20 protein-coding genes are annotated in these 20,647 nt (G+C 27.2%); 12 read left to right on the forward strand and 8 right to left on the reverse strand.

Annotated elements, in window-relative coordinates:
- The first annotated feature begins 32 nt into the window (after positions 1–32).
- From R4K56_RS00890 to R4K56_RS00900, 3 genes are all read left to right on the forward strand, one after another.
- Complete coding sequence (locus R4K56_RS00890) at positions 33–797, forward strand: ParA family protein (RefSeq protein WP_335758208.1); 765 nt, start codon at positions 33–35, stop codon at positions 795–797.
- Positions 798–936: 139 nt separating this feature from the next.
- Positions 937–1,890 carry a ParB/RepB/Spo0J family partition protein gene (locus tag R4K56_RS00895; protein ID WP_335758207.1) on the forward strand — a complete coding sequence of 318 codons (954 nt, stop codon included), beginning with the start codon at positions 937–939 and terminating at the stop codon, positions 1,888–1,890.
- 77 nt (positions 1,891–1,967) lie between these two features.
- Positions 1,968–3,119, forward strand: coding sequence for a DUF4384 domain-containing protein (locus tag R4K56_RS00900; protein ID WP_418232767.1), 1,152 nt, complete (start codon positions 1,968–1,970; stop codon positions 3,117–3,119).
- 162 nt (positions 3,120–3,281) lie between these two features.
- Here R4K56_RS00900 and R4K56_RS00905 read toward each other — a convergent pair whose 3' ends face one another.
- The 5 genes from R4K56_RS00905 to R4K56_RS00925 form a co-directional block, all read right to left on the reverse strand.
- Positions 3,282–3,974, reverse strand: a complete 693-nt coding sequence (locus tag R4K56_RS00905) for a hypothetical protein (RefSeq protein WP_335771564.1) — start codon at positions 3,972–3,974, stop codon at positions 3,282–3,284.
- A gap of 220 nt (positions 3,975–4,194) precedes the next feature.
- Entirely contained in the window at positions 4,195–5,220 is a 1,026-nt protein-coding gene (locus R4K56_RS00910; protein ID WP_335758204.1) for a hypothetical protein, read from the reverse strand.
- A 22-nt stretch (positions 5,221–5,242) separates the two neighbouring features.
- Positions 5,243–6,058 (reverse strand): TIGR00282 family metallophosphoesterase, encoded by an 816-nt coding sequence (locus R4K56_RS00915; protein WP_335758203.1) that lies wholly within the window; start codon positions 6,056–6,058, stop codon positions 5,243–5,245.
- 24 nt (positions 6,059–6,082) lie between these two features.
- Positions 6,083–7,615 (reverse strand): ribonuclease Y, encoded by a 1,533-nt coding sequence (rny, locus tag R4K56_RS00920; protein ID WP_335760272.1) that lies wholly within the window; start codon positions 7,613–7,615, stop codon positions 6,083–6,085.
- Positions 7,616–7,741: 126 nt separating this feature from the next.
- Complete coding sequence (locus R4K56_RS00925; protein WP_335758201.1) at positions 7,742–8,284, reverse strand: rubrerythrin family protein; 543 nt, start codon at positions 8,282–8,284, stop codon at positions 7,742–7,744.
- Between the two features lie 203 nt (positions 8,285–8,487).
- Between R4K56_RS00925 and R4K56_RS00930 the strand changes: the two genes are divergently transcribed.
- The 3 genes from R4K56_RS00930 (at position 8,488) to R4K56_RS00940 (ending at position 10,395) form a co-directional block, all read left to right on the forward strand.
- The gene (locus R4K56_RS00930) at positions 8,488–9,105 is read left to right on the forward strand and encodes a cytidylate kinase-like family protein (protein WP_335758200.1); all 618 of its coding nucleotides are present in this window, start codon (positions 8,488–8,490) and stop codon (positions 9,103–9,105) included.
- An 86-nt stretch (positions 9,106–9,191) separates the two neighbouring features.
- Positions 9,192–9,692: a DUF2262 domain-containing protein gene (locus R4K56_RS00935; RefSeq protein ID WP_297300220.1), complete on the forward strand. Its 501-nt coding sequence runs from the start codon at positions 9,192–9,194 to the stop codon at positions 9,690–9,692.
- A 244-nt stretch (positions 9,693–9,936) separates the two neighbouring features.
- The gene (locus R4K56_RS00940; protein WP_335771563.1) at positions 9,937–10,395 is read left to right on the forward strand and encodes a VOC family protein; all 459 of its coding nucleotides are present in this window, start codon (positions 9,937–9,939) and stop codon (positions 10,393–10,395) included.
- A 429-nt stretch (positions 10,396–10,824) separates the two neighbouring features.
- On the opposite strand, the gene R4K56_RS00945 is transcribed toward R4K56_RS00940, so the two are convergent.
- Genes R4K56_RS00945 through ychF form a run of 3 tightly spaced genes read right to left on the reverse strand, consistent with a single transcriptional unit; the run spans position 10,825 to position 14,329 of the window.
- Positions 10,825–11,901, reverse strand: coding sequence for a hypothetical protein (locus R4K56_RS00945; protein WP_335771562.1), 1,077 nt, complete (start codon positions 11,899–11,901; stop codon positions 10,825–10,827).
- A gap of 20 nt (positions 11,902–11,921) precedes the next feature.
- Positions 11,922–13,169, reverse strand: coding sequence for a chloride channel protein (locus R4K56_RS00950; RefSeq protein WP_335758377.1), 1,248 nt, complete (start codon positions 13,167–13,169; stop codon positions 11,922–11,924).
- Between the two features lie 59 nt (positions 13,170–13,228).
- Positions 13,229–14,329 carry a redox-regulated ATPase YchF gene (ychF, locus tag R4K56_RS00955; protein ID WP_335771561.1) on the reverse strand — a complete coding sequence of 367 codons (1,101 nt, stop codon included), beginning with the start codon at positions 14,327–14,329 and terminating at the stop codon, positions 13,229–13,231.
- Between the two features lie 370 nt (positions 14,330–14,699).
- Between ychF and R4K56_RS00960 the strand changes: the two genes are divergently transcribed.
- From R4K56_RS00960 to pnp, 6 genes are all read left to right on the forward strand, one after another.
- Positions 14,700–15,680 (forward strand): aromatic ring-hydroxylating dioxygenase subunit alpha, encoded by a 981-nt coding sequence (locus R4K56_RS00960; RefSeq protein WP_335771560.1) that lies wholly within the window; start codon positions 14,700–14,702, stop codon positions 15,678–15,680.
- Positions 15,681–15,742: 62 nt separating this feature from the next.
- Complete coding sequence (locus tag R4K56_RS00965) at positions 15,743–16,120, forward strand: STAS domain-containing protein (protein ID WP_297296424.1); 378 nt, start codon at positions 15,743–15,745, stop codon at positions 16,118–16,120.
- Between the two features lie 42 nt (positions 16,121–16,162).
- Positions 16,163–17,167, forward strand: a complete 1,005-nt coding sequence (locus tag R4K56_RS00970) for a hypothetical protein (RefSeq protein WP_335771559.1) — start codon at positions 16,163–16,165, stop codon at positions 17,165–17,167.
- 28 nt (positions 17,168–17,195) lie between these two features.
- Positions 17,196–18,131, forward strand: a complete 936-nt coding sequence (locus R4K56_RS00975) for a bifunctional riboflavin kinase/FAD synthetase (RefSeq protein ID WP_335771558.1) — start codon at positions 17,196–17,198, stop codon at positions 18,129–18,131.
- The gene (rpsO, locus tag R4K56_RS00980; protein WP_335760278.1) at positions 18,098–18,367 is read left to right on the forward strand and encodes a 30S ribosomal protein S15; all 270 of its coding nucleotides are present in this window, start codon (positions 18,098–18,100) and stop codon (positions 18,365–18,367) included. The genes R4K56_RS00975 and rpsO overlap by 34 nt, the downstream gene beginning before the upstream one ends.
- A 78-nt stretch (positions 18,368–18,445) precedes the next feature.
- Positions 18,446–20,587, forward strand: a complete 2,142-nt coding sequence (gene pnp / locus R4K56_RS00985) for a polyribonucleotide nucleotidyltransferase (RefSeq protein ID WP_335758382.1) — start codon at positions 18,446–18,448, stop codon at positions 20,585–20,587.
- Positions 20,588–20,647 lie beyond the last annotated feature (60 nt).

Here is a 20,647-nt window from a genome sequence, read left to right on the forward strand (position 1 = left end):
AATGAGATTTTTTTAGTTTTAAGGATATATTTATGTCTAAAGTTATAGCTATAGTTAATCAAAAAGGCGGAGTTGGAAAGACAACTACAGCGATAAATTTAAGTGCTGTAATAGCATCAATGGGATACAAAACACTTTTAATAGATATTGACCCACAGGCTAATGCTTGTTTAGGTGTTGGTGTGACAAAAGATACAATGAAAAAAAGCGTTTATGATATATTAATAGGTCAGGCTGCAGCGAATGAAGCAATAATACCTACTTATCAGGAAAATTTATATCTAATACCATCAAATTCTGACTTAGTAGGTGCTCAAATTGAATTGGTTAATGAAATAGCAAGAGAATATAAACTAAAAAAAGCTATAGAAACTATAAAAAGTGAATATGAATATATATTTATAGATTGCCCCCCTACTTTGGGTATATTAACTCTTAATGCCCTAACTGCTGCTGATTCTGTACTTATACCTATACAATGCGAATTCTATGCTTTAGATGGGGTTTCAGAGCTTAATAACACTATATCTCTTGTAAAAGAAAATCTTAATAAAGAATTAAAAATAGAAGGCGTACTTCTTACAATGTATGATGCCAGAACAAAATTGGCTTCTGATGTTGTAAGAGAAGTTGTAAATTTCTTCAAAGAAAAAACTTATAAAACTATGATACCTAGAAATGTACGTTTAAGTGAAGCTCCTTCTTATGGAAAAGCTATAGGCGATTATGATAAAGATTGTGTTGGAGCTAGAAGTTATAAAGAATTCGCTAAAGAATTTATAGAAAAATCTAAATAATTAAGATTGTTTCTCATATAAATATATTATTAAAGGTATAGAAGCGTTTTTTAAATTTGAAAAAGTTGTAAATAAATAATATAATTATGTTACCTAATTATAATACATTAGAATAAAGAAATAAAAAGAGGATTATATAATGATGAGAAAAGGCGGACTTGGCGGTCAAGGTTTAAATGCATTGATAAAATCGACTGATAATGAAATAAGAACATCAGCAGAAGAAGCAGAAAAAAGAGGTGTATTAGAAATAGATATATCTCTTATAGATGTAAATCCAGATCAGCCTAGAAAAGTATTCAATGAAGAAGAAATACAAGGTCTTGCCGAATCAATAAAGGAAAATGGACTCATCAATCCTATAACTTTAAGGGAAAAAGATGGTCAGTATCAAATAATATCTGGTGAAAGAAGATTCAGAGCATTTAAATTCCTAAACAGAGATAAAGTTCCAGCATTAGTATTACAAAATATAGATGATTCTAAAATGCTTGAACTTACTTTGGTAGAAAATATACAAAGAGCTGATTTAAATGCAATAGAAATAGCAAGAAGTTATAAAAAATTAATATATGATTTGAATATTAAACAAGAAGAATTAGCAAACAGGGTTGGAAAAAGCAGAAGTACTATATCAAATTCTATGCGTATATTAGATTTAAGTGAAAATATACAAAATTTAATATTAGAATCAAAAATAACAGAAGGTCATGCCAGAGCTATATTATCATTAGAAGATGAAAATCAGAGAGAAGAATTTGCTAAAGAAATAGTTGAAAATGGATATTCTGTTAGAGAATGCGAAAAGATAGTAAAAGAGAGAAAAAACAATAATTCAACTCAAGACAATCAAGAAACAGAAAATAATAATGAATCAATAAAAAAAGAAAAGAAAAAAGACCCTAATATAAGACAGTTAGAAAATGATTTGGAAAAAATATTCTCCACAAAAGTTAATGTACTAGATAAAAATGGAAAAGAAGGTAAAATAGTAATAGAGTATTATAGTTCCGATGATTTATCAAGAATTATGGATATGCTTGAAAAAATACATGAAAGAGAAACTTCTACAATGCCTACTCTTGAATATTAGGAGATACTTTGAATAATATAATTAAATACATACTTATTATAGTAGTAATATCTTTAAATCTCTATTCAAGGGAAAGAATGCCTATAGCTACTATTGATTTAGATCATAGTTTAAGAGCTAATGAGCCATTCAGAAAAGAATTAGTAAGAACAATAAATAGATTTGCTTATCTTAAACAAAAAACATCTATATCAGTAGACAGACAGAAAAAGAAATTATTTTCTACCAACGAATTAACTTTGGAACAAGGTTTAACAGTAGCATCTAATTTAAAAGTACGTGTTGCTATTATAATGGATAGTGAAAAAGTATTAAAAAATACAAATAATCAAAATAATACAAATACTCTAACAATAAATTCAAATGAAATAAATACGATATTAAGCAATTATAATATTACAAATACAATACTTAGTAACGATATAGTACTTACAAACGAAATAAAAGATTTAGGCGACTTAATAGAATACGGTATAGGCAAAAAAACAGAAAATACAGATAAAGCTGCTGAAGAAAAAAAAGATGAAGAACTTTATGATTTAAAATACAATTTTAAAGCAATAGATATAGTAACAGGCGAAACATTAAAGGAATATGAATTAAAAAACCCTTCTGAAAGCGTATCAACTATCAATGAAATATGCACATTCCTAGAATTTCATTTTTCAAAAATGATGTTAGAAGCTCTTGAACCTCCAATTAATGGAATAAATATAATACTAAGAGCTGAAAGGACAACATTAGAAAATAAAACAAATGCAATATACGACAAAGGTGAAATAATAGAAGGAGAATCATTTACTTTAAATTTTAGATGTAATACAGAAGGATATATATATATATTCGCTTTTCAAAATGATGGAAATGTAATATTAATGCATCCTAATGATTTTAATAATTATACAAATAATCAATATCAAAATAAAATAGAAGCTAAAGAAAATTATGTTATACCTCCAGATAATTCTATATTCAAAATAGTGATAAGACCGCCATTTGGTCAAGATAATTTCTATTGTTTATACACAAAAAAAGAACAAGAATGGATTACAGGAAAATATTTTACAGGTGATGGATTCAAAGTATGTAATAAAAATAAAGTGGCTGAATTTGCTGCATATTTGAAATACATATTAAAACTAATAAAAACTGATAATTGGCAAATGTCAAAAATATATTTAGAATCCATACCGGAAATAGAACAGCAATTAAATAACGAAAAAAAATAATTATTTTTGACGAAATCCTTAGAGCGTATGCGGTAAAAAAGTAGATAAAATTTATATAAAGTCTATCAGTTGAAAAACTTAAAAATTTTCAGTATATATAAAAAATAAGGCCATTATTCATAATAAATAATGGCTTTTTACGTTAATAAAACTTATAAAAGACTAATTTCTGTAAATATATTTGCTATTTAAAAGAGGTTGATATCTATTCTCTTTATCTAAGAAAGAATTCTGATAAAAAGGATATAAAACAACTGTACCATCTTCATTTACATGTCCAACAGGATCATATTTATAAAAAGGCAATACTGAACCTTTATAAACTACTGTATCTGAAGGCCCCCATTTTAATGGCACATCAACACCAAATACACTGTCTTCTTCTACAGGAATACCATATATATAAACATACTTTGAATAAATATCTACTGCTACCAATGTATTATCCAAAGATATTATTCCGCCGCCTTTTCCTGTAAATCTATAAAAATAAAAACGCTTCATAGCATTTTCATTTGCTTTATTTCTTTTTTCTGTATATAAAGGATTATAACCTCTATACTGATAATATTTCATGCTGGATATAAAAAACATTCCAGCTTTTGAATTTTTTCCTTCGTACATATATTCTTTAGTATCAGAATTATTTAGTTTCCAGGATTTATCTTCTGTACTATCAACAAATTTAAAACTAGGAACATTGTTTTTATCAAAAGTAGCAACTAAAAGCCAGTTTTTAAATTTTGAAGAACTAAAATTCGGATTATCAGAAACAGGTCTTTCTATTGTTTCCTTAGAAAAAAGAAATAAACTATTAATAAATATAATCGTTATATATAAAAATACTCTACTCATAATCCCTATACTAATTTAATAATTTTTTATTACTATATATGATACACTAAAATCGACATAAGTAAATATTGTCATTTTTGATTATAAAATAAATTTATTGAAAATGAACAAAAAATTCAAAATGTAGGAATTTTACACTACATTTAACACAAAACATACTACATTTTAGCCTTAATGTTGAAGAATTAGTGAACACTTTGAATTTTATGTCTTATTATACTTATTGTACAGAATTTTTATCATCTTCTTCGTTATTATCAGCATTAAGCTCTATCAATTTAACCTCTTCTTTTTCTTCTTCATCTTTAGATTCTGGTTCTTCTTCAGTTATAATTAAATCTGTACATTTGCTTTTTTTAGTTCTTAATTTGCCGTAAAGAATAACAAAGATAACATAATATATAATAGCCATTAATACAGCAGATAAACTATAAGGAATTAATGCCATTTGATTGTTATAAATCGTATTAAATAGATAATTATATCCATAAGGGAAACCTATATACAATAATAAAATCAAAGGTATTATCAATAATAGCCACCATTTATTTTTATATACTTTATCAGAAAATGAATATGATATTATTATTGTAACTATAGATATTGTACTAAGATAAGAAACAATTCCTCTGTCTAATTTAGTCTTTGAATAATCTATTTCCAAGAAATTCATTATAATTATTCCGCATACAGAAGTTAATAGTATACCTATCATAGTATAGAATATAGAAAATAAAAGTTTAAGTAAAAATATTCTATTTGAAAATTCTTTTTCAGTATGAGGAAGCAATTCTACAACCCAAAGTATGATAGAAAAAGCAAAAGTTTGAATCAATAATTCAGGTAAATTTATTATATGAAATTTTAATGGAAGCTGAGTATATACAACACCTTCTATAGAACTAGGTGCTGAAGAAGGAGCAGCTATAATACCTATACATGCAAATATAAGCCAAGTTATAAACCAGCCAAATTTAGTAATTATAATTCTTCTAAGCGGGAATAAAGCTATAGCTATAAATAACGCTCTTATAGGCTGTAAAAAAGGTCCGACAAAAATTATAGGAGATTCAAAACTTCTCATAAAATTTGCTATTACAGTACCATCATAAACAGAACTGTAATCAAACATATTAGAAAATAATAATCCAAAAACAATATATGTTAAAGTATGAATAACAGCAACTTTTATATAAAAAATAAAAAAGTGTCTAAGAAATACTTTTGGAGAGTTATCATTTTCCATAATCTCAACCTTCTTAAGAAAATTATTTTTCCTGCCTTTCAACTATATCATTATGATATACATAATTTATTCTTTTTATAGAAACTGCTTTACCTGTAACACTATCAACCTGAACAACAATACCATTAATCATAGGGCTAGTAGTTTCAACTTCAAATCTATGAGGCATTTTAGTAACAAATCTAGCAATTGCAGCATCTTTTTTCATTCCTATAACAGAATTATAACTTCCGCACATACCTATATCAGAAATATATGCTGTATAGGAAGATAATATTTTCTCATCTGCAGTTTGTACATGTGTATGTGTACCGAATATACAAGATACTTGTCCCTCAAGATAATATGAAAAAGCAATTTTTTCAGCAGTAGCTTCTGCATGGAAATCTATGAATATAACATTAGTTCTTTCTTTGATATGTTTAATTGCAAGATTAGCCTTTTTAAAAGGACAATCTAATGGATCTAAGAAAGTTCTTCCCATTAAATTGAGTACGCCAATCTTACAATCGAACATTTCATATATATAATAGCCAAGACCAGGAGCATCACTAGGATAATTATATGGACGGAGAAGTCTATGCTCATTACCTATTAAAGCAAAGACATCTCTATTATTCCATATATGATTGCCTGAAGTAAGAACATCTATACCGCAGTCAAATAATTCTGCTGCAGTATCCCTTGTAATGCCTATACCATTAGCAGCATTTTCTCCATTGGCTATGACAAAATCAATATCATTTTCTAATTTTATTTCTTCTAAATGCCTTCTTATAGCATAACGTCCTGTAACGCCTATAACGTCGCCAAGACATAATATATTTTTTATAGACATTTTTAATTTACCTTTAATTAATTATTATCTAGCAACCTCAACTGCTCTAGTTTCTCTAATTACAGTAACCCTAATTATTCCAGGATACTTCAATTCATCTTCAATACGTTTAGCAATATCTCTTGCTATTTGTTTTGCTTGAATATCATCTACCATATCACTTTTAGCCATAACTCTAAGCTCACGGCCCGCCTGTATAGCAAATGATTTTTCAACGCCTTCTATACTATCAGCAATTTTCTCTAAATTATCTAAACGTTTAATATAGCTTTCAAAAGATTCTCTTCTAGCACCAGGTCTTGCTGCACTAATAGCATCTGCTGCTTTTACGATAACTGCCTCAACAGTTTGAGTATCAACATCATTATGATGTGCTCTTATGGCATTAACAACTTCTTCTTTTTCTCCGCATCTTTTTGCCAAATCAGCACCGCTCATAGCATGAGAACCTTCACCTTCTGTTTCTATTGCTTTACCTATATCATGCAAAAAAGCACTTCTTTTAGCTAAATCTACATTAGCACCTATTTCTGCAGCTATCATTGCAGCAATATTAGCAACTTCTTTACTATGAAGAAGCATATTCTGTCCGTAACTTGTTCTATATTGAAGTCTACCCATATGTCTGATAAGTTCATGATGCATAGTTGTAAGATTCAAATCAACGATAGCGTTCTCACCTGCTTCCATTATAGAATCTTCAACTTCTCTTCTAGTTCTTTCAACAACTTCTTCGATTCTAGCAGGGTGTATTCTTCCATCTAAGATAAGTTTTTCTAATGAAACTTTAGCTATATGTTTTCTAACAGGGTCAAAACAAGATATAACAACTGCCTCTGGAGTATCATCAATAATTATATCTACTCCTGTAAGGGTTTCAAGCATTCTTATATTTCTACCTTCTCTACCTATGATTCTACCTTTCATTTCTTCACTAGGTAAAGAAACAGATGTAACAGAAGTTTCTTGAGCAACCTCACTAGAAAGACGCTGTATAGTTTGTACTATTATTTCTCTGGCTTTTCTCTCGCCTGTTTCTATAGCATTTTTTTCTATATTATCAACTATTTTAGTAGCAGATTTTTTGGCATCTTCTTCTATATCTTTTATCAAGCTAGCTTTAGCTTCTTCTCTTGTAAGACCAGCTATTCTTTCCAATTCTCTTTCAGCTTCTTCTATAACAAAAGATAATTTTTCTTCCTGCTCTTTTATCTTTTTCATTTTATTCTCAATACCATGCTCTTTGTTTTCCAAGTATTGAGATTTTTTATCAAGATTAGCCTCTCGTTGTAGTACCCTATTTTCTAGCTTTTGAATTTCTGCTTTTCTATCTCTGTTTTCACTTTCTAGCCTGCTACGCTCTTTTTGTATTTCTGCATTAGCTTCAGAAAGCATAGTTTTTCTTTCATTTTCTGCTTGTTCCCTTGCACTTTGAAGCAATTTATGTGTTATAATTTCCGTAGAGTTAAGCTTTATTTTAGCTATAACAAAACGGGTTGTATATCCCAAAATAAACGCAACTACAACAGAGGTGATGATTATTATAGGTATAGTCATATTTCACCTCGTTATTATTATTTTTTTTAAACATTTTCTACAATAACATTATTAACATATTTTTGCTATAAAGTCAACAACATTATTGTAGATATAATTATAAAGTAATGTTTATAGATTATTACATTAATATTTTTGGAACATTTTTCCAGAACCGCCGCAAGTTTCGCAAGTTTCTGGAGCTTTGTCTCTGTAGATATTACCACAGCTTGGGCAAAGATAGAAAGTTACTTCTGCATCAGGTTTATTTAAGAAATTATCTATAATATCTTGGAATAATTTAGCATGTTCTGTTTCTACTTTACCTAAAGAATTTACAGTTTCACTTACTAATTTATTCTTTTGTTCTACTGCAACTTGTGCTAATTGTGGGTAAAGTATAGTAGATTCATAAACTTCACCTTTTATACCTGCTTCTAAGTTTTCTTTATCGCTAGCTGGAGCAACTGGATTAAGTTCTGGTGTAAATTTTGTCATATCTAATCCGCTTCTCAAAGCTAATTTTCTCATTTTTTCAGCATGAATTTTTTCAGCAAAAGATGTTGTTGAAAAAACTTTTTGAATTGCTTTATTGCTAGATGCTTTTCCAAATGCACTATATCTATTTGAAGCATTAGATTCACCTTGAAATATTGAATATAAAACTTCTTCTAATGTTTTAGCAGCCATATTTATTTTCCTCCAAACGTATATATATATTTATGAAAATAATTCTTTTTAAATAAAATTAATTTCTATATATAATATCAATTAGTAAAAAAAAATCAAACTATTTTTTAAAAAAATACAGTAAAAATTACAATAATATATGATAGATAAAAATTTTTTTTATAATATAATAAATAAAAATAAAAGAAAACGGTTGAAACAGAATGGAAAAGATAATAATAACGATAAGCAGACAATATGGAAGCGGCGGAAGACATATTGGAGAGATGTTGGCAAAAAAACTTAATCTATCTTTCTACGATAAAGAACTTATAGAAGTAGTGGCAGAAAGAACGGGTATAAACAAACAATTTTTGGAATCCAAAGAAGAAAAATTCACTAATGATAATCTTTTTTTCAGTGCATTTCATAAAGAAATTTTTTCAAGTCCATTTGCATCTGCAGTAAGAAATTCTACTCTTGATAAAATATTTGAAATACAAAGAGAAGTTATTATAAATATAGCCAATCAAGGAAATTGTGTAATAATAGGACGATGTGCAAGCTTCATTTTAAAAGAAAATTATGAATGTTTTAATGTATTTATACATGCCCCAAACAAAGAAAGAATACATAGAATAACTAATGAATATGGCGTAAAAATGGAAAATGCTGAAACTCAGTTAAAAAATACTGATAAGTATAGAGCTAATTACTACAAATACTACACCGGCGGAGATTGGGGAAATATGACTAATTATAATCTCACTATAGACAGCGGATACTTTGATAGTGAGGCTGTATGCGATATAATTATCAATGCAATAAAAAAAAATAAATAAAAACTTGAAAATTGATAATATATTACTATATTTAATAAATAGTCATACTAAATATGAATATAAGACTTGAAAAAAAGAGGGAAGTTATGAAAGATAAAATTATAAAAGATTTCTATGAGAATGATTATTTTTCTTATGAATCAGAATGCGATTTATGGAATGATGAAAAAATTTCTTTATTAATAGATTTCGGCGAAGAAGCAAATAAATCTGAAATGTTAATGAAATATTTAGATAAAATAAATGAAATATTAAAATGGATAGATGAGCATAAAAAAAATGTTGTTGATTTTCTTATTGACAAACAATGCTTAGCTTTGGCAGAAGAATGGATTATCACTTGTGAACAGGTTGATGAAAATACTTATAAAAACCAATCCGGAGAAATCATTAATATACCTATAAAAGAAGAAGATTTCTATAATGCAATATATATAGATACTATTCTAATAGACTTTGATGAAGATGAAACAAGACCGGATACAACATTACATATATTATTTGAACCTGACTATTTCAAACATCATTCACTAATAGTTTATATTGACGGCGACAGACAAATAGAATACGGCGATATAGCCGGATAATAAATTTATAAAACATAATAATAGTTTAATATGGTAAATAATTATTATCATATTAAATTATTATGTTAATATATTTCAATCCTAAAAATCAATATTTTCTAATAATACATATTTTTTTGTTCTTTATAAAGTTATATAAATTTATCTCACTCCTACCCTATTAAATAGTTTTATTATAGTTACATAATATACTATATAAAAAATAATTAAAAATACAAAAAATATAAATTATGGAAGTATAAAAATGATATTAAAAAGCACTATGATTATAGTTACTGATATAAATAAATCCGTTGAATTTTATAAAAAAATTCTTGAATTAAATGTTATTATGGATTTCGGAGCAAATAAAACATTAACTGGAAATTTAGTTTTACAAACAATAGAAACATATAAAGAATTTATTGATAAAAATAATATATCTTTTGGAGGAAATAATTTTGAAATCTATTTTGAAGAAGATGATTTTGATAATTTCATTAATAAACTAAAAAACTACAATATAGAATATGTACATTCTGTCAAAGAACATTCTTGGGGACAAAGGGTTGTTCGATTTTATGATCCAGACAAACATATTATTGAAGTTGGGGAAAATATTAAATCAGTATGTAAACGTTTTTTAGATAGCGGCATGAATAAAGAAGAAACTGCAAATCGTATGGACGTACCTATAGAATTTATTAATGATTGCATAAAATAAATTTATAACAATAAAATTAATATATTTATATAATTAGTAACAACTATATTTTGTCAAAAATTATTTTATTATTTGTGGGGACTAGCCACCCGCTCTGCGTACTTCGTACCCCCCAGTTCTTTTGCGACCGAAGGAAGTACTGCGACTGAAAGGAGTACCTGACGAAGTCCACTGTAAGTGTAGGTATGGTATTGGCACAAAGAACCTATATCCTCGGCGGGCTCGGATACGCTTCGCGAAAGCCTGCATTTTTTACACAAATCTTGGTTTTACTTCGCATTTTAAACAAAACTTAATAATATTTCATACTATTAATAAACAAAAATTCCATTTACAAAAAAGTAAAAATTAACAAAATATAGTTGTTTAGGTATATACTGAAAATTTTTAAGTTTGCAAAAAACACAATTTTAAATTTATGTTATTTGACTATATCTTCAATTTGTTCAGTTCTTTCTGATACTCTTGTGATATTTTATTTTTTAATTTTTCATCTCTTACAATATCACAGCATAATAATACTTTTTCGTATAATTTCAAATAAAAAGAATGATGTTCTGATGTAAAAGGCTCACTAATGAAAGCCCATATTTCTTTCTCTAATTTATCATTATTTATATTAAGCATTATATCTGCTGCTCTTTCTATTATAAATCTTCCCAAATTAATATTATAAAATTTATCATCTTGAATATTTTTTATATTGTTCATATATTTTGTCATTAACTGCCAAGCATAATCATATTTATTATTATCAATTAAAGATTTAAGATAATTATTTAAAGCAGACACTATATCCCAATTACTTTCATTTTCTTGAACAGCCATTTCAAAAAGTTTTTTGGTAGTTTCCAGTAAAGATTCTTTGTCTTCTATAAGTGACTCATAATATTTTAATTTATCTAAATTCTTTTTATCCCATTCTTTTACAGTGCTTTTCCATATATCAACAAGTTTTGATAACAATTTTGATTCATCAATATCTATAAAGTAAGATATTATAGAATCTAAATTTAATTCATCTAATCTTTCATTATAATAATCATAATCATCAACATGATAACCGCAATTACAATCGAAGTTTGCATTTTTTGCTTTATAAAATAAATCTTTATATTTAGAGAGTAATTTATTTATATGACCATTATAAAGTTTAACGAATAAAAAACTCATAATTTCTAAAGAAGTACCTATACCCTGATAAGAATTAGTTTGTCTGTCTTTTATTTCTTCTTCAAACAAAAAAACAAGCAAATCTTCAAATGATTTTTTATTCATTAATTCATTTCTATTTTTATGATAAAGTATAGATAAAACTAATTTTAATCTTTCAATATAATTTTTATCTTTTGTATATTCTGCCTCATTATCTTTTTTATATACAAATATATTAACTTTCTCTTGAAATTTTTCTTTATCATCATTTTCTAAACAATTTAATAATTCTTCAAGAGTCTTATAATATTCTTTTAAATAATCATTAAATAATTCTTGATAAATCTCCATAACATCTCCAAAATAATATATTAATCTTGGTCGTATATTGAAGTTACGCCTAATACTTTAGCAACCATATATGATATTATGGCGACTATAACGAGTGCTGAGAAATTAGAAATAGAATTTGATATTTCAAGTATTAATATACATACCATTATAGGAGTTCTTGTAATACCAGACATTAACGAAGTAATTCCAAGCAGTATGAATAAATCTCCATATACAGCATAATCAGGAAAATATTTTATAAGGAATATATCATATAAAGAACCTATTGATGCTCCCAATATAAAAGTTGGAAAGAATATTCCGCCTACTGCTCCGGAAGTAGCACATACAGAAGTATAAAATAATTTCATAAATATCAATATAAAAAGCATAGAAACTGAAAATTTATCTTTTACTATACTTCCTATTAATAAATCACCGCTTCCAAGTACATAAGGAAAGAACATTATCATAAATCCGGCAAGTAAGAATGCAGGCACTGGACGAAGTATATCATTCTTAATCTTCTGATACATCTTAGAAAAGAAATTCATAAGAAAATTTAACATCGATGCAAGTATTCCGCATATTATACCAAAAGGAAGTAAAGATATATAATGTCTTACTTCAAGTATCTTAGGCAAATTAAAATTAAGTATAAATCCTTGACCTACAATATGCTCAATTACAAGTATTGAAGCTATAGAAGAAAATACAATACATACAAAAACTATATGATTCTTATGCTCTCCAAGTTCTTCAAAAGAAAATGCTATACCAGTAAAAGGAGCACTAAAAGTAGCAGTCATTCCGGCACAGGCACCGGAAACAAGTAAATATCTTCTATATTTTGCTAGTTTAGAAAAATATTTATGAAAAAATAATCCAACAAGCATACCAACATGCATTGAAGGGCCAGCTCTTCCAAGAGAAATACCGCTTGCAAATGATATCATACTTCCAAAAAGTTTGAACAAAATTTCAAAGAATATATTTTTAGGTTCATGCAGCGATATATAATATTTTATTTGAGGAACTCCGGCACCTCTTATTTGAGGATACTGAGTAAGTATATAACCTATAAGACATCCCATACTTATAAGAAATGCAAAAAGAATTATAGGATAATACCATTTTTCAAATATAAAATTCGATACATAAAAAACGTTAACACTTAATTTATAAAGTATTATTCTATATATTGAAACTATAAAACCTACAACAGCTCCAATACAGGCTGACAATGCAAAAAGCTTTACATATTTAATTTCAAAATTTATCTTCATAATTTAAAAAATATTTATAATTTATAACAATTATATATAGATTAATAATATATTGTATATCAAACATTGAATCTAAAAGTTACAACGTCACCTTCTTGCATTAAATACTGTTTTCCTTCAAGTCTTATAGCACCAGCTTCTTTAGCTTTTACAAAACTTCCAAGCTCTAAAAGTTTATCGCAATTTATAACTTCAGCACTAATAAAGCCTCTTTCAAAATCACTATGTATTACGCCTGCAGCCTCTGGAGCATAAGCACCTTCTCTAACTGTCCAAGCTCTTGTTTCATCTTCTCCTGAAGTTAGGAATGTCAAAAGTTTTAATAATCTATGTCCTGCTTTTGTAAGTCTTGCAACACCTGATTCTTTTACGCCTAAATCAGCTAAATAACTTAATCTTTCTTCTTCATCTAAATCCTGTAAATCAGCCTCTATTTTTGCACTGAAAGGTATTAATTCAACATTTTTTTCTTTAGCATAATTCTGTAATGTTACATAATTAGAATTTTTTTCCGGATTAGCAAGCTCATTTTCTGATAAATTAGCACCTATCATCATGCTTTTTGCTGTTAATAAGAATAAAGGTTTTAATATTTCTTTTTCTGTATCTGTTAAATCTAAACTAAATATTGGTTTAAAATTATTTAATTCTGGAAGTATTTTCTCAAGTAAAGCCACTTCTTCTTCAGCAGCTTTTACTTTAGCACCTTTAGCAATCTTTTTTTGTCTTTCCATTCTAGCATTAACTGTTTCAATATCAGCTAGCATAAGTTCTGTCAATATAATATCCAAATCTCTTAAAGGATCAACATCGCCTATATGAGTAATATTTCCATCTTCAAATACTCTTACAACATGCAAAACAGCATTAACTTCTCTAATATGAGAAAGGAATTTATTACCAAGTCCTTCGCCTTTTGAAGCACCTTTTACAAGTCCAGCAATATCTACGAATGTAGTTGTGTTATAAACTTTCTTTTTTGATTTGAAAAGTGCAGCTAATTTATCAACTCTTTCATCTTTTATTATAGCAGTGGCTTCGTTTTTATCTATAGTACAAAACGGGTAATTAGCCGCCTCAGCATGAGCATTAGTTAAAGCATTAAAAAGTGTTGATTTTCCTACATTAGGAAGTCCTACTATTCCTATAGATAAAGCCATATTTATTTCCTTAAATTATTTATTTTATTTCTGACAAAATTATCAGATTTTAGAATAATTTGTTTATTCATAAAAAATAAAAACAAATTATTTTTGGAAATATTATATATTAATAATTGATTATTAACAAGCATATTAAAAGTTATAATAAAAAATATTTGAATTTATTATCTATTTTCAAAAAATATTTATATAAATTAAAATAAATCATCTTATAATTTTCTATATTTCTTTTTTATTCTATATTAATAAAAGTTATAAAGTATTTTCATTTATAATATTAAAATATTTTTTGTAAATCATCTTATAAAATGTTTATTTATTAAAATAACAATATATAATTAATGTATCAAAATTTGAGGATACAACTATGATATATAATATGTGGTATGCTGTACTAGATTCAAAAGAAGTAAAGAAGAATAAACCTTTTTTTGCTAAAAGATTAAATAAAAATCTAGTATTTTGGAGAGATTCAAATAATAATATATGCTGTATAGATGACAAATGCTGTCATAGAGGAGCTTCTTTATCTCATGGTAAAATATGCGGCAATAATGTAGCATGCCCATTTCACGGATTTCAATTTGATAAAACAGGAAAAACAGTAATGATTCCTGCTAATGGAAAAAATACTGAAGTTAATAAAAATTTCTTTGTTGAAGGTTATGAAGTTAAAGAACTATACGGATTTATATGGCTATGGTATGGAGATAAAGATAAAATCAATGATAGAATAATGTTCCCTGATGATTTGAAAGATAAAAAATTCTCATACTCTACTATAAGAGATGAATGGCATAATCATTATACAAGATGCATAGAAAATCAGCTTGATGTTGTACATATTGCCTTTGTTCATTATAATACTATAGGTAAAGGAAATAAAACTGTAGTTAATGGCCCTTTAGTAGAATTAGATGAAGAAAATAATATATTAAAGTTTTATGTAAATAATGTAATTGATAACGGACAAAAAGCCTTAAGTGCATCAGAAATGAAAAAAGAAGATTTTAAATACTTTTTATATTTTTATTTTCCTAATACTTGGCAGAATTACATATTTGAAAAAATGCGTGTATTTGGAGTATTTGCTCCTGTTGATGATGAAAATACAATTATATATATGAGATTTTATCAAAAAGTAATGAATATCCCTTTTCTGAAAAATATAATAAACTTCATAGGAAAAAAATATTCAGCTGTAGTATTAAAACAAGATAAAGATGTTGTAAAAACACAAAGCAGTAAAGAATCTTATTTAGGTATGAAAGAAGAAAAATTGATAGCCGGTGATAAGCCTATAATCATTTATAGAAGCACTAGGGATAAATTAAAAAAAAATAAATAATTCAAAATAAAATTAAAAAAAAATTCATTGACTAAAAATTAAAAATTTGTTAAAGTATACCTATGATAGGGATTTCATTAGATATTAGCTATTCATTAAAAGATAATTCAGTTATTATTATATCTTTATATAATAATATATATGATGAGCATTTACCTCAAATTAAAGATATATTCTCAGAGTTCTTAGTAAAAAACATTAATAATGTCATTTTAGATCTATCAAAGTGTCTCTTTATAGAAAAAGAAGTATGGGATTACTTTATAGAACTAAAAAAAGAGCTGTCACATAAAAAAGGTGAGTTAATAATATCAGGAATGTATGGTGTTGTAAAAAATGATTATAATTTAATGGAATTGTCTAACTATATAGAATCTTTTAACGATATTAATAATGCATATTATAATTTTGGTATATTAGTAGATATTAAATCAGCTTAATTCTATTTTTATACTTATTTTTGTTGTTGTAGATATGAGATTATGAAAGTTTTTAAAAATTTAATCACCCTAGCAGCATTCTTTATGGCTTTTTTTGTTATATATTTCACAATTTACTTTTTTAAAGTAATTGATATTAATAATATATATCAAAATATCAACTTTAATTTAATTAAAAACTTAATGGAGCACTATTTCTTCGCTATTGTTATAGTGGCAGCAACTTCAGCTATGATAGTAATAGGTTCTTTAAATAAATTTACTGGCAATATCTCAATATTAATAACAATTATAGTATTAGCTGTTTTTGTAACATTATATCCTGCATACACAGTATTTTTTAATAAAAATATAGATTATTTAAGAAATGAATTAAGTGATAAAAGTTTATTATTTGTAGATGAAAATGGACAATATTTCACAAAAGTAGATAATTATTTAATAAGAGTTGGATATAAATTATTAGATAATACTTATAAAAATGTCATATTTATAGATAGTTCATCTTCTGGAAAATTATATTTTAGTGATTATATATACTTTACAGACAAAGAAATATCACTTCACGAAGTAACTGAAATTTACGGAACAAGTAAAACTAAAAAAACATCTACAGTATTCCAAAGAAGTTCTTTTGGAAACTATATAACTACATTTGCAACAGATATCATATTTGGATTTGAAGTATTCCCTATCATAACAGCATTACTAAAAATAATAACTTTAAGTAATATACCTTTTTACGCTATAATATTAATATTTATTAATTGCGTTCTTTTATTCTTTTCTTTTTATATGTTGGGATTATCATTGTATTCAAGACAGTATATATATCATAATATATTAAATGCTTTTGTACTATATGGTGTTATTAAAGTATTATTTGCTATATCAATAGAACATTATAATTTACTAGAATTCGTTGTACGCAATGTAAATTATTGGACTATGAATTTATATCTATTTTTAATATCAATAATCGTTATAACAATATCATTCATATTGAAAAAAGTACTTAATAATGATAAAAAACAGTTAATAGAATAAATTAAGGGTATGGATAAATAGTACAAAAATGAATCAAGTTATAAATGATTTCTCTAAATTAAATTTAAAAAAAGATAGCATTGTAACAATAGGAAAATTTGATAGTGTTCATAAAGGGCATCAAAAATTAATCAAATATACAGTAGACTATGCTCAAAAACACAATCTGTTATCTATAGCAGTAGTTATAAAAAAGAAGAATGTATCAATCTACACCATAGAAGAAAATACGGCTTTCATAAAGGCTCTTGGCATTAATTATATAATAGTTATTGACTTTTTACCAGAATTTTATACAATGGAAGCTAAGGAGTTCTTTAACAAGTTAATAGAATACTACCGTATGAAACATATTGCGGTAGGCACTGATTTTGCCTTCGGAAAGGATAGAATGGGAGATTCAGAATTCTTAAAGAAATATTCTAAAGAATGCGGTATCGGAGTAAGTTTTATCAAGTTCCTAAATTATAAAGGAGATAAAATATCAAGCTCTTATATACGCGATGAACTTTCAAACGGCAATATGGTCAGTGTAAATAAGATGCTAGGTAGAGAATATGCTATGAGCGGTTTAGTTGTTCATGGTAATGCTTTGGGCAGAAAGATAGGCTACCCTACTGCCAATTTAGAAGTTCAAAAAAATATTTTCATACCAAAAATGGGTGTATATAGCTCAACTGTAAAAATAGGAAATGGAGATAAAGTATACCAAGCTTTAACCTTTATAGGCATCAGTAATATTAATAAAGAACTTAGAGTGGAAAGCCATATATTAGATTTTTCCAAAATGATTTATGGCAAAAAAATTACTATTGTTCTGCTCAAATATATAAGAGATAATATAAAAGTTAATTCTATAGATGAAGTTAAAAAATTATTAGAAAATGATGAAAAAAAGATAAGAAAATATTTCAAAAGGAGAACAAAACAATGTCTATCACTGCAGACGAAAAAGCAAAAATAATTAAAGAGTTTGGTAAAAATGAAAATGACACAGGTTCTACTGAAGTACAAGTAGCACTTTTAACTAATCGTATAACTTACTTAAAAGGTCACTTTCAAACTCATACTAAAGACAATCACTCTAGAATGGGTCTATTAAAAATGGTTGCTAAAAGAAGAAAACTTCTTAACTATTTAAGAAAAACTGACATAGAAGCTTACAAAAACCTTATACAAAGATTAAAATTAAGAAAATAATTTTTTGTAGATTTTAGAGTTTAGTAATTGCAATACCCTCCCGGTGTGCGTGTGTTTTCGGCTATAAAGGAGTAGAATATGGTCACAGTTAAGAGTGTTTTTTGCGGAGAGGAATTAATTTTAGAAACAGGGCTTCTAGCTAAACAGGCTCATGGTTCTGTAACTTTAAGGTTAGGAAATACCACTATCTTAGCAACTGTTGTAGCAGCTAAAGAACCTAATTTAGAATCTGATTTCTTCCCTCTAACAGTCAATTATAATGAGAAATATTATGCAGGTGGTAAAATACCAGGCGGTTTCTTCAAAAGAGAAGCTAAACCTAGAGATAAAGAAATACTTATATCACGTATTATAGACAGACCTTTAAGACCTCTATTCCCAGAAGGTTTTAGAAATGAAGTACAAATCATTCCTACTGTTCTTTCAGTAGATACTGATATGCCTACTGATGCTTTAGCTTTAATAGCATCAAGTGCTGCCCTTACAATTTCTTGGATACCTTTTGGAGGTCCTGTAGCAGCTGTTAGAATAGGATATAAAAATGGAGAATATATTATCAATCCTAAAAATAGCGAACTTGCTGCTAGCGATTTAGATATTATTGTTGCTGGAAGTAAAGATGCTATATTAATGATTGAAGGTGAAGCTAGAGAAGTTTCTGAAGAAGTATTCATCGGTGCTATAGAGTTAGCTCATAAAGAAATGCAGAAATATATTGATATGCAAAATGAAATGGCTGCTCTTTGCGGTACTCAAAAAATCGAACAGGAATTATTTGAATATGATTCTGAATTGGTAAAAATGGTTACTGAATACGGAAGAGAAAAAATAGAAGCTGCTAATTATAATCCTGATAAAACTAAAAGAAATGAAAGTATGGATAATGCTTTCAATGAAATAGAAGAATATATCAAAACTAAAGTAGAAGATGAGAAATTAATAGCTCAAGTTAAAGGTATATGTCATGCTATAGAAGAAGAAATAGTTAGAGAAGCTATAGTAGAAAAATCTATGCGTCCTGACGGCAGAGCTTTAGATGAAATAAGACCTATAAGCACTATGATAAATTTAATACCTAGAGTACATGGTTCTGCTCTATTTACTCGCGGTCAAACTCAATGTTTATCTATAGTTACATTAGGAAGCGAAAAAGATGCTCAGTTAATGGACGATATATACGGAAAAGAAAATAAAACTTTCATGCTTCACTATAATTTCCCTCCTTTCTCTGTTGGAGAAGTTGGACGTTATGGTGCTCCTGGAAGAAGAGAAATTGGTCATGGTAATTTAGCAGAACGTTCTTTTAATGCTGTATTGCCAAGCAAAGAAAAATTCCCTTATACTATAAGAGTTGTTGCTGAGATATTAGAAAGTAATGGTTCTTCATCTATGGCTACAATATGTGCTTCTACAATGTCATTATTAGCTTCTGGCGTACCTCTTAATGCTAGTGTAGCTGGTATAGCTATGGGACTTGCTACATACAAAGACGGGTACAAAATACTTACAGATATACAAGGTGTTGAAGACCATTTAGGAGATATGGACTTTAAAGTTGCTGGTACTAGAAAAGGTATCACTGCTTTCCAGCTCGATATTAAACTTACTGGTATATCTACTCAAATATTAAAAGAAGCATTAGAACAAGCTAAAAAAGCAAGATATTTTATACTTGATATAATAGATTCTACAATATCAAATGCTGGTGAAGTTTCTGATTTTGCTCCTAAATATAAAACTATGGAAGTTAATCCAGAGAAAATTAGAATATTAATAGGCCCTGGCGGTAAAAACATCAAAGCCATAATAGAAGAAACTGGCAGTGATGTAGAAATACAAGACAGCGGTGTAGTTAATATATTTGCTCCTGACGGCCCTACCCTAGATAAAACTGTACAGCTTATCAATTCTTATGTTAAAGACCCTGAAGTTGGCGAAGTTTATGACGGTGTAGTTAAAGACATTAAAGATTTTGGAGCTTTTGTAGAAATATTACCAGGTATTGAAGGACTTTGCCACATTTCTGAATTAGCTTATAAACATGTTCTAAATGTTGAAGAAGTACTAAAAATTGGTGATGAAATAAAAGTTAAAATCATAGACATAAAAGGCGGAAAATATTCTTTAAGCAGAAAAGCTTTACTTGAAAAACCAGCTGATTATGTTGAAGAAGAACATAACAAAAAAGAAAAAAAACATGACAGAAAGAAAAGATTTTAATAATTAAATCTTTATATATAAAAGGCTATCATAAAAATAATATGATGGCCTTTTTTATTA

The organism is Brachyspira pulli (assembly GCF_036997785.1).
GTDB lineage: Bacteria > Spirochaetota > Brachyspiria > Brachyspirales > Brachyspiraceae > Brachyspira > Brachyspira pulli.